The 12020-nt window shown below is 39.4% G+C and carries 8 protein-coding genes; 6 read left to right on the top strand and 2 right to left on the bottom strand.

Translation table 11 applies throughout. The features are described from left to right. Positions 1-32 precede the first annotated feature (32 nt). On the bottom strand, positions 33-1802 hold the full coding sequence (locus ACFSR6_RS12705) for an AMP-dependent synthetase/ligase (protein ID WP_379079448.1): 1770 nt from the start codon (positions 1800-1802) through the stop codon (positions 33-35). Between the two features lie 257 nt (positions 1803-2059). Here ACFSR6_RS12705 and ACFSR6_RS12700 point away from each other — a divergent pair, with 257 nt between their 5' ends. Continuing rightward, positions 2060-2524, top strand: coding sequence for a hypothetical protein (locus ACFSR6_RS12700; RefSeq protein ID WP_379079446.1), 465 nt, complete (start codon positions 2060-2062; stop codon positions 2522-2524). Between the two features lie 108 nt (positions 2525-2632). On the opposite strand, the gene ACFSR6_RS12695 is transcribed toward ACFSR6_RS12700, so the two are convergent. Further along, positions 2633-4411 (bottom strand): M61 family metallopeptidase, encoded by a 1779-nt coding sequence (locus ACFSR6_RS12695; protein ID WP_379079443.1) that lies wholly within the window; start codon positions 4409-4411, stop codon positions 2633-2635. A 405-nt stretch (positions 4412-4816) separates the two neighbouring features. Between ACFSR6_RS12695 and ACFSR6_RS12690 the strand changes: the two genes are divergently transcribed. The 5 genes from ACFSR6_RS12690 (at position 4817) to ACFSR6_RS12670 (ending at position 11959) form a co-directional block, all read left to right on the top strand. Beyond that, on the top strand, positions 4817-5920 hold the full coding sequence (locus ACFSR6_RS12690) for an efflux RND transporter periplasmic adaptor subunit (RefSeq protein WP_379079440.1): 1104 nt from the start codon (positions 4817-4819) through the stop codon (positions 5918-5920). Further along, on the top strand, positions 5917-9027 hold the full coding sequence (locus ACFSR6_RS12685) for an efflux RND transporter permease subunit (RefSeq protein ID WP_379079437.1): 3111 nt from the start codon (positions 5917-5919) through the stop codon (positions 9025-9027). Before ACFSR6_RS12690 ends, ACFSR6_RS12685 begins: the two co-directional genes overlap by 4 nt. A 1-nt stretch (position 9028) precedes the next feature. Next, entirely contained in the window at positions 9029-10339 is a 1311-nt protein-coding gene (locus tag ACFSR6_RS12680) for a TolC family protein (protein WP_379079434.1), read from the top strand. Between the two features lie 253 nt (positions 10340-10592). Further along, positions 10593-11456 carry an N-acetylglucosamine kinase gene (locus ACFSR6_RS12675; RefSeq protein WP_379079432.1) on the top strand — a complete coding sequence of 288 codons (864 nt, stop codon included), beginning with the start codon at positions 10593-10595 and terminating at the stop codon, positions 11454-11456. Between the two features lie 110 nt (positions 11457-11566). Further along, positions 11567-11959, top strand: a complete 393-nt coding sequence (locus ACFSR6_RS12670; RefSeq protein WP_379079429.1) for a response regulator — start codon at positions 11567-11569, stop codon at positions 11957-11959. Positions 11960-12020: the final 61 nt, after the last annotated feature.

Raw genomic sequence — 12020 nt, 5'->3', positions numbered from 1 at the left:
AGACTTTTTTAAATTCTTATGCTGAAATCTTTTTACGGTTTATACCCCTCAGCATCTTTATATATCTTTTCAATTATTTCGTTGTTTTTCTCGGTAATTATCTTTCTTTTCAGGCTTAATTTTGGCGTAAGTTCACCACCATCTATGCTCCACTCTTTAGGTAGTAAAGCAAATCTTTTTACCTGCTCCCATTTACCGAAGCCGGCGTTAGCGGCCTCAATTACTTCGTTATATTTGGCTAAAACCTGTTCATTTTTAATCAACTCCTCTATTGCTGAAAAACTAATGCCTTTGCGGCCTGCCCAGGTTTTTAAGGTTTCGAAGTTAGGCACAATCAGTGCAGAAGGAAATTTCCTGTTCTCGCCCAGAACCATAATCTGTTCGATAAAGATCGATTCTTTGTATTTATTTTCAAGTATCTGTGGGGCTACATATTTACCGCCTGCTGTTTTAAACATCTCTTTCTTGCGGTCGGTAATCTTTAAAAAGCGTCCATCTACCAGCTCACCGATATCGCCAGTATGGAACCAGCCATCCTGATCTATGGCTTCACCGGTTAAATCAGGCCGGTTGTAGTAGCCCTTCATTACCTGGTGCCCACGTGTCAGTACTTCACCATCTTCGGCAATTTTAACTTCAACACCTTTAATCACCTCGCCCACCGTACCAAACATGATACCGCCGTAATGATTTACAGTAATTACCGGCGAAGTTTCGGTTAATCCGTAACCTTCGAAAACCGGCATACCAGCTGCCCAAAAAATACGTGTTAAACGTGGATTCAGTGCAGCACCACCTGATACGATCACCACAATTTCTCCACCCAGCGCTTCCTGCCATTTTTTAAAAACCAGTTTACGGGCAATACTCAGTTTAAAGTTATACCAGGCACCCGCGTTAACGGAGTATTTCTCGGCCAAAGCAACCGACCAGAAGAAAATAGCTCTTTTAATACCGGTTAATGATTTCCCTTTCTCCATGATCTTATCGTACACTTTCTCGAGCAACCTCGGAACGGTAGAGAATACGTTGGGTTTTACATGTTGAATATCGGCCACAATGGTTTCCATGCTTTCGGCGTAATATACCGCAGTAGAATTAAACAGGTACAGGTAAATAATCATCCGCTCGAAAATGTGCGATAAAGGCAAAAAGCTCAATCCCTTTTTAACCCCTTCGGGAATCAATACCGATGAGTTGACAAAGTTGGCCACCAGGTTATCATGTGTAAGCATTACGCCTTTGGGGGTGCCTGTTGTACCCGACGTATAAATTAATGTTAAAACATCTTCGGACTCAACCTGCGAACGGTAATCATCCAGATGTATATCTGCAGCAGCCTGGCCCTCCGTTATCAGTACCTTCCAATTTTCGGCTTCCGCAATTTCGTTGAAACTATAAATCTTAATGTCTGGGTTTATGGCATCGATACAGGGCTTTATTTTTTTATACAATTCTTCGTCGGCCACAAACACAATCGTGACTTCTGCATCCTTTAATATAAACTGGATATCATGTTCGGCCAGCGTTGGGTATAAGGGAACCTGGTAAGCCCCAATCTGGTTGGCGGCAAAATCGGCAATATTCCATTCGGGTCTGTTATGCGACATTACGGCCACTCTTCCACCTTTTTTGATACCCTGTTTAATTAACCCACGACTTAAATTATCAACCGCATTACAAAAATCTGCTGTACTGTAATTTATCCATTTCCCATTAATTTTTCCGCTGATGAATTCGTCTTTAGGATTTTCGAGGCTATATTTCAAAAGATCAAAAACCCGTTTAATTTCTGCCGCCATATGAATTGCTATTATTTGGTTAAGTTAAAAAAAATCAATCATTAAGATTGAGCATTATGTGCTCTTTAATTAAAATAATACCATTCCTGCTTTGCCAGGCACTGTATTTATGATGATTAAAAATTTAAAACTAAACTTAGCAATTACAAAATTACTATGCAAGCATTGTTTTTTATTCTTTTTCGATTTTGACCTTAAAAACATAAACGGCATTAAAGTTGTTAGGCAGATAATTATTTTACAAAAACATATCAATTATGAAAAAGTTATTTACAATTTTAGGATGCATTGCATTATTTGCCTTAAGTACAACAAACGTTAAAGCTCAGAACTATAAAACCGGATTAGGTTTAGGTATTGATTTCGGTGATGGTGCAACATTGGTTGGTCCATCAATCAGACATCACTTTAGCCCTAAAGCAGCTATCCAGGGCGATATACTTTTTGGTGGTAACTCAACAGTTATTCAAGGATTTTTACAGTATAATGCTTCAATTCCAGGAGCAAGAGGTTTAGATTGGTATATTGGTGGTGGTCCATCTGTTCAATTGTACGATGGTGGTTCTAGCTTCTACCTGGTACCAATGGTTGGTCTAGATTATAAATTTTCAGGAGCACCCTTAGCACTTGCATTAGACTGGAGACCAAGACTTTATATCGGATCTAACGACAGTGATTTTAATGCCGGCAGATTTGGTTTAGGCTTTAGATATACTTTCTAGCAAAGCGCATGCGCTAAGTATAAATTAAAAAACAAAAATCCCGTAAGAAATCGTCTTACGGGATTTTTTTATGCCATGAGCTAAAGACTCAAGACTGGGGACTAAAAACTAAATTCCAGCCCATTTTTTTAACACAGCCTTTTGTGCAGGCGTTGCATTTTCGTTAACCGTTGCTTTTAACCTTACATTCGGATTTTCTTTTAAGGTTAAAGAAATTTCTTTCTCAAGCCCATCACGAATTACTTTTAGTTTCAATACATCTCCAATATTCTTTTTAGCCACCAAAGGAATTACATCTAAAGAAATCAAAGGGCTTTTTAACCTTACTGTTGATAGGGCATCGCTCAATGATGTATCATCCAAACTAAGTACCACATCATTTACATTTAAACCATTTATCCAGGCAGCAGAGTTTCGTGTTGTAGAAGTAATTACCAGGCCATCATTGGTTAATTGCCCTGAAGCCCCCGTAACCGGTTTTCCAGGTGTTGCATTTTCTGTTAAGACATTCACACCTGCATAGCCAAAATATTTTACATATTCAATATCATCTACTCCGTTAACATATTTCGCCCAGAAATTGGTAAAGCTAATTCCTGATATTTTTTCGACCATAGCTTTAAACTCTGCATCGGTATAACCGCGTTTTAGCGTTTTACATTGCAGGTACATCGCTTTCATCACATCATCCAGGCTTTTAGCACCTTTTGTGGCATTAATAATTTCAAGGTCCATTAAAATACCGATTACCTCACCTTTGCTATAGTAAGAAATCGAATTGTTTTTTGAATTTTCGTTCGGGCGGTAACCGATAATCCATGCATCATAACTTGATGAAGCAGCTGATTGATATTTCGAACCAGGTGTGTTTAATACCGTGCCTATACCACTTGCCAAATCTTTCAAAAATTCATTTACATCGGTAAAGCCAGCCCTGTGCAGGTATTTATTTTCGTAATACGACGTAAATCCTTCGGCTACCCAAAGATTGGTGGTATAGTTTTCATTGTCATAATCAAAAGGGCCTAACGCTACGGGGCGCAGACGTTTAACATTCCAAAGGTGGTGATATTCATGTGCCACCAAAGATAAAAAGCCTTTGTAACCCTCAGCCGTATTATAGGCATTCCTGGTCGCACCCAAAGTAGTTGAGTTTAAATGCTCTAACCCTCCGCCACCTTTTAAAAAGTTATGAACAATAAACAGGTAGTATTTATTTGGGTTTTCGCCATATACCTCAGTTTCTTTTTCTACAATTTTGGCCATATCAACCTTAAGTTTTTCTTTATCGTAGTTCCCTCCGCCATACATGGCCACTTCATGGCGAACACCTGCTGCCGTAAACTCAAAAGTATCCTGGTTACCTACTTCAATAGGGCTGTCGTATAAAATATCAAAATTGGTAGCTTTATAAGTAAACTGCTCGCCGGCAACCGGGGTTAAACCGGTCGAAACTTTGCTCCAGGTACTAAAAGGTATAATTTTAACTGTACTTGGCGAATTGATCATACCATCAGGATGCATAAAAATTCCGGTTGGGGATAAGAAAGCATGAGATTCGTCGATAAAAGGTGTACGCACAGAAATTTCAAATGCATAAACACGGTAATTGATCTGGATATTGGCAGCCTTGGCTGAAAAAATTCTCCAGGTGTTTTTCCTCACTTTTTCAACTTTTACAGATTTACCTGCAGCGGTAGCTTTAAATTCTTCAACACTTTTTTCAAACTCGCGAACCAAATAAGAGCCAGGTGTCCAAACCGGCATTTTTACATCTACATAATCTTTTGCCAGGCCAGAAATATTCATCTGCACCTCCGCATAATGCGCTTGCGGTTCTTTAAAAGAAACCTCAAAGCCTATTTTTACCTGCGCCTTCGCTGCCATAATACACGTTAGTAGTAAAACTAAACTTAAAAATGATTTTTTGTTAAACATATTGATATTGACTGTGTTTTGCTGCAAATTTAGATTTATTGATGGGGTTTTAATATAAAATAGCTAAATATGGTGTAAAATAGTTGTTTCTGTTTCACTGGACTATAGTTGATGGTTAACGGTCTTTTAGCCAATTAGACTGTAAAAATCAACTGCCTTACTTGCCTACAGCTTAGTTGTAGCATATAAATACCAGTTACATCCTGTTCTCCGCTAACTTAACTCCAAACTGAAAATCGGTAACATCCTTAATACAACAATTTTAGGACTAAACTATTTGAATATTTTTGTGCTATAATGCTGGGATATTAATCTTATTTTAATGTCCAGAATAGGCATGACACAAATAAAAACATGAAGAAAAGGTATTTCATCTATGCTGTTTTAGCCATAGGCTTAGCTTATTTGGTTTATTACAGAATTAACGCTAACAAAAAACTTGAAGGAAAGGGCGGTCCGTCTGCTGGTACAGGAAAAGGTAAACCTGGGGGTAAAGACGGAAAATCGGCACCTCTTGTAGTAGATGGTGTTGTGGTAAAACCTGTATCGTTTAATAACGACCTTGAAATTACCGGAGCAATTGATGCAAACGAATCGGTTGCTTTAAAGAGCGAAGTATCGGGTCTGGTTACCGGCATTTATTTCCGGGAGGGTACCACGGTATCTAAAGGAAGTATATTGGTAAAAGTAAACGACCGGGATATACAGGCACAATTGCAGGATGCATTGACCAAACAAAAACTTTCGGGCACAAACGAGAACCGGGCAAAACAATTATTGGCTAAAGGGGCAATAAGCCAGGAAGAATACGATACTGCCCTTGCAGATTTAAAATCGCTGCAGGCGCAGGCACAATTAATCAGGGCTCAACTGGCTAAAACCACCATCCGTGCTCCTTTTAGTGGCAGAGTAGGCTTGCGCAATATCTCTGAAGGAACCTATTTAACTCCGACAATGGTAATTGCCAACCTGGTAAGTACCAACCCCGTTAAAGTTACTTTTTCCATTCCTGAGAAATATGCCGGACAGATTAAAGTGAATTCAGAAATCATATTTACTACTGACGGCTCTTCTAAAGAAAATAAAGGAAAAGTTTATGCTATAGAGCCCGGAATTAATGCGGCTACCCGTACTTTACAGATCAGGGCTTTGGCACCAAATGCAGATAATATGCTGTTGCCTGGATCTTTCGCTAAAATTAAACTGGCACTCAATACTCTTCAAAATGCTATTCTCATTCCAAATGAAGCGGTTGTTCCGGTTTTAAAAGGCAAAATTGTATATATCCAAAAAAATGGCAAAGCGCAGGAAGTTAAGGTTGAGGCCGGAACCCGTACTGATGAAAACATTGTTATTACTTCGGGATTAAAAGCCGGAGACACTGTGCTAACTACCGGATCAATGGCCCTGAAGAAAGATGCTCCTGTAAAAGTTCATTTGGTTAAGGAAAAATTATGAGTATCTCCACTACGAGCATAAAACGGCCGGTTTTGGCCATTGTGATGAACTTATTGATTGTTCTTTTTGGCATTATAGGTTATACTTTTCTAGGCGTTCGCGAATATCCTTCAATTGACCCGACGGTAGTTTCAGTAAGAACCTCTTATCCTGGGGCGAACTCTGATATTATCGAATCGCAGATTACCGAACCTTTGGAAAAATCGATCAATGCGATCGACGGGATCCGGAACATTTCTTCATCGAGTAACCAGGGAACGAGTAATATAACCATAGAGTTTAACCTCGATAAAAATATTGAAGAAGCCGCAAACGATGTTCGTGATAAAGTATCGCAAGCGGCAAGAACTTTACCTAAAGATATAGACGGTTTACCGGTAGTAAGTAAGGCTGATGCCAACTCTGATCCGATTTTATCGATGACAATCCAGAGCGATAAGCGCAATACCCTGGAGCTAAGCGATTTCGCTGAAAACGTAATTGCCGACCGTATTCAAACCATTCCGGGGGTAAGTAGCGTACAGATCCAGGGCCAAAGGAAATATGCCATGCGCATCTGGATGGATCCAAATAAACTAAGTGCCTACGGCTTAACCTCGCAGGATATTGTTACCGCTTTAGACAATGAAAACGTAGAGCTCCCGTCAGGAAAAATTACGGGGGCTACCACTGAACTAACTGTTAAAACCTTAGGAAAGCTAACCAACGAAAGCGAGTTTAATAACCTGATCTTAAGAGCCGACAGTAACCAGGTGGTTAAGTTAAAAGATGTGGGCTATGCAGTTCTGGGGCCGGAAAACGAAGAAACCATTCTGCGCGAATCGGGCAGGCCCATGGTGGCCATTGCCATTATTCCACAGCCAGGTGCTAACTACCTCGATATCAGCAAAGAATTTTATAAACGTTTTGATAAATTAAAAGCCGATATTCCCCAGGATATTAAACTGAAGGTTGCACTGGATAATACCCTTTTCATCAAGCGTTCGGTAACCGAAGTAGCCGAAACCATTGGTTTATCACTGGTACTGGTAATTTTAATCATCTACTTGTTTTTTAGGGACTGGGCCATCGCCTTCAGGCCATTGATCGATATTCCGGTATCACTCATTTTCACCTTTTTTATTATGTATGCCTTTGGCTTTTCGATAAACGTACTGAGCTTGCTGGCCATTGTACTGGCAACCGGTCTGGTGGTAGATGATGGTATTGTAGTTACCGAAAATATCTTTAAAAAGGTAGAAGAAGGCATGTCGCCATTTGAAGCGGCCATAAAAGGGTCTAACGAAATCTTTTTCGCCGTAATCTCCATTTCCATTACACTTGCCGCGGTATTCTTACCGGTAATTTTCCTGCAGGGTTTTGTTGGCCGTTTGTTTAGAGAATTCGGGGTGGTAATTGGTGCCGCTGTATTGGTTTCGGCTTTTGTATCCCTTACTTTAACACCGATGTTAAACGCCTACCTGATGAAAAAGGGTGGTCACAAACCATCGAAGTTTTACGACTGGACGGAGCCCTACTTTGTAAAGCTGAACGATGCCTATGGATCGAATTTGAATAAGTTTTTAGATAAAAGATGGCTTTCCATTCCGATTATTCTGGTATGTATGGGCTTAATTTTCTTATTCTGGAAAATCTTACCGAAAGAAACTGCCCCATACGATGACAGAAGCGCCATCAACATCAATGTAACCACCCCTGAAGGTGCATCTTTCACCTATACCGATCAGTTTATTATGAAACTGAACCAATTGGTGATCGATTCCGTTCCGGAAAAAAACGTGAACATTACCATCACCTCGCCTGGTTTTGGGGGCTCCGGTTCGGTAAATTCTGGTTTTGTGAGGATGGGTTTAGTCAATCCCGAAGAACGTAAGCGTTCACAAAAGGATATTGCAGATATGCTTACCAGGGTGACTAAAAAATATACTGAAGGTAAAACCATTGTTAACCAGCAGCCTACCATCTCAGTTGGCCGGCGTGGTGGCTTACCGATCAGCTATATTATACAAGCGCAGAATTTCGAAAAGCTAAGGGAAAAAATCCCTTTGTTTATGGATGCAGTATCAAAAGATCCTACTTTTACTGTTTCGGATGTGAACCTGAAATTTAACAAACCCGAAATCAACCTGACAATTGACCGTGATAAGGCCAAGAATTTAGGGGTTTCTATCTCTGCTATTGCACAAACCCTGAATTTAGGATTGAGCGGGCAAAGGTTCTCGTATTTTTTCATGAACGGGAAACAGTACCAGGTAATTGGTCAGTTTGATCGGGTAGACAGGAAAGACCCATTGGATCTGAGTTCGGTTTATGTTCGTAATGATAAGGGCGAATTGATTCAGCTTGATAACCTGGTTACCGCTAAAGAAGAAAGTAGTCCGCCACAGCTTTACAGGAACAACCGTTTTATTGCCGCTACCGTTTCGGCAGGTTTAGCACCTGGAAAAAGTATTGGCGAGGGTATCGATGCGATGGATGCCATTTCCAAAAAAGTATTGGACGAGACTTTCTCTACCGATTTAAGTGGCGAATCGCGCGATTTCAAAGAAAGTTCTTCCAATACCTTCTTCGCATTTGGTTTGGCACTCCTGCTCGTTTATTTAATCCTTTCGGCACAATTCGAAAGCTTTAAAGATCCGATTATCATTATTTTAACGGTACCTATGGCCGTTGCCGGAGCCTTTTTATCACTTTGGTTGTGTGGCCAGAGCTGGAATATCTTTAGCCAGATCGGTACTATTATGCTTATTGGTCTGGTAACTAAAAACGGTATCTTAATTGTTGAGTTTGCCAATCAGCTTAAAGAAAAAGGTATAGCCATCCCAGAGGCCATCAGAGAAGCTGCGGTTTCGCGTTTACGCCCAATTTTAATGACGAGTTTGGCTATTGCCATTGGAGCCTTGCCTATTGCACTTGCATTGGGTGCTGCCGCTAAAAGCAGAATGAGTATGGGAACCGTCATTGTAGGTGGTACCTTGTTCTCTTTGGTATTAACCCTATTTGTTATACCGGCTATTTACTCTTATTGGGCCAAACCTTACAAACCAAATAAAGAATTAAAAGAAGCCCATCGTTTTGAACAGGAAGCTTTACATACAGAAGAATAAGATGAGCAAGAAATTAAGAATACTTATCCTGCTGATAAGCTTATCGCTTTCAGGCTTTGCACAAGAAAAGCTAAGCCTGCAAGAAGCCATTACCATTGCTTTACAGCATAATTACGACATCAAAATCAGTAAAAACCAGATCGATATAGCAAAGAATAATGCCAATATTGGCAATGCGGGCATGTTACCTAACTTAACGGGAAGTTATACCAATGGCGGAAGTATCCAGAATACGCGGCAAACACCCGCAACCGGCCCCGACCGGGTAATTACAGGTGCGAAGAGTACCAATAACAGTTATGGTGCAGAATTAAACTGGACCATTTTTAATGGTTTTAGCATGTTTGCCAATTACGATCGTTTAAAAGAACTGCAAAAACAGGGTGAATTAAATTCACGTTTAACCATTTTAACCACTGTGGCCGATGTAATTACGGCTTATTACGATGTTGTAAGACAACAGCAATTGGTTAAAGCAGCTGATAGTGCCATGGATGTTTCGGTATTGCGTACCAACATTGCCAAAACCAAATTACAGCTTGGCCGCGGCTCCAAATTGGATGTATTAACGGCACAGGTTGATTATAACACCGATACTTCAAATTATCTGCAGACCAAAAATGCGTTACAGGTAGCCAAAGTGCGTTTAAACCAATTAATGGTTAGAGACATTGGCTCCGCCTTTTCTGTTACAGATAGCATTGACGTGGATAAAGGTATCTTGTTTAGCCAAATGGCCGAAATGGCCGAACAACAGAACCCTAATGTGCAGAATGCATTTATTAATCAGCGTATTGCTTCCTTAAATCTAAAATCTATCCGTGGGGCACGTTATCCGTCAGTTAGCTTAAATTCGGGGTACAGCAGGGCAAACAGCACCAGCCCTACCGGTTTTAACCAAAAATTTGCAGCAAATGGATTTACCTACGGTGTTACAGCGAGTATAAATTTGTTTAATGGCTTTTTACAACGTCAGCAAGAACGTAATGCAAAAATAGAGATCGATAATTCTATCCTTAACCTGAACAAAACCAAGCTGGATGTGAATGCACAGTTGCTTACTGCCTACGAAAATTATAGCACTTATTTGGATCTGATCAAATTGGAGCAGCGGAATGTAGATATTGCAAAAGAAAACCTGGATATTACTTTAGCAAAATACCGTTTGGGCAGCATAGCCCCTTTAGAATTAAGAGAGGCACAGCGCAATGCCATTGATGCCAAAAACCGTTTCATCGAAATGCAATACCAGGCCAAAATAGCCGAAACTAACTTAAAAGCAATCAGCGGAAATATAGATTTATCAAAATAGTTATTGGTTCACTGGTTCATTCGTAATTGACTGGTCATTTCTTTATTGTCTGCAAACTGTTAACCGTAAATTGAAATGTGGTTAATTGTTTAACCGGCTCCTGACACTCAACCCAAAACTGGTTCATTGGCAATTGGTTAATCATTTGTTCCTGATGAACGGTTATTTTATCCGTTTAACTAAAACGGTTTAACTCAAGTAACGAAATTATTTCAAGTATAAAATTCTATAATTAATTTTTATATTTAGTCCCATGATACTTGTTGCAGACAGTGGCTCATCAAAAACCGATTGGATGGGCTATCATAATGGCGAAACCATTAAATTTAGCACCCCCGGAATAAACCCTTATTTCTTAAGTGAACAAGAAATAACCAAGCTGATTTCTAAAAATGAGTCCTTATTACAATATGCTGATGAGGTAAAAGAAATCTATTTTTTTGGAGCTGGTTGTTCTTCGCCCGATAAGCATGAGGTAGTTTCAAATGGCCTTTCAGCCATTTTCACCAATGCTTTTATTTCGGTTGACCACGATCTTCTGGGGTCTGTATATGCTACCTGTGGCAATGCTGAAGGCTTAAATTGTATTTTAGGTACCGGATCAAATATCTGTTATTTTGATGGAAAAAAAATCCACGATGGGCACCATGGCTTAGGTTATGTTTTGGGCGATGAGGGTTCTGGCACCTTTTTCGGAAAAAAGGTACTTTTAAGCTACCTGTACAATAAAATGCCATCAACCTTGGCAGCAGAGTTTAAAAAGGCTTTTCCGGCAGAAAAAGAACAGATTATAACCAATGTGTATCAAAAGCCTTTTCCAAATATCTATTTGGCAGGCTTTAGCCGTTTTATGGCCAGCCACAAAGAGCATCCATTTATTCAGGATATCTTAAGAAGAGGCTTTCAGGAGTTTATAGATACGAATATTAAAGACTATCCCAAACATAAAAGTGTACCATGTCATTTTGTAGGTTCAATTGCCTATTACTATCAGGATGTACTTATTTCGGTACTGGTAGAAAATGGCATCGAGCCGGGTAAAATTTTACAAAAACCGATAGATGACCTGTTTAGCTTCATTTTGCAGAAAGAAGGTATCATACAGCAGGTCGGCTAAATCAAAATCTACTTTAAGCCATAATAAAATTGTTAAAATATGCTTAAGATTGTAAACATATCCGCACAAACGTTTGTTATAAGCTTAATGGCGCATAATTGCTAACACATATGAAGAGAATACTGGTAGTAGACGATGATATTGAGGTTTTAGAAACCATACAATTAATACTGGAAATCGGGGGGTTTAAAGTTTCGGCACTGAATGATGGCGAAGAGATTTTTAACAGAATTGAAAAATTTAATCCTGATTTAATTTTATTAGACATTTCTCTGGGCCATATTGATGGGCGTGTATTATGCGAACAGTTAAAATCTATTGAAAGCACCTCTAAAATTCCAATTTTACTTATTTCTGGTTTATATGACCCTAAAGATTTTACGACTTTAAACTACGGCCAGGATGATTTCTTATCAAAACCGTTCCAAATGGATGTGCTGCTTAAAAAAATCAGCAAAATTCTTTCCCTTGAAGAAGATAAGCCCAGTTTTCTTTTAAATTAGAGAACATCATATACAATTTTAAAAGCCAAATAACATGCCGTTGTTTGGCTTTTCTTTTTCT

Source organism: Pedobacter vanadiisoli (assembly GCF_042684385.1).
GTDB lineage: Bacteria > Bacteroidota > Bacteroidia > Sphingobacteriales > Sphingobacteriaceae > Pedobacter > Pedobacter vanadiisoli.
This window is presented reverse-complemented; position numbering and strand designations above follow the sequence as displayed.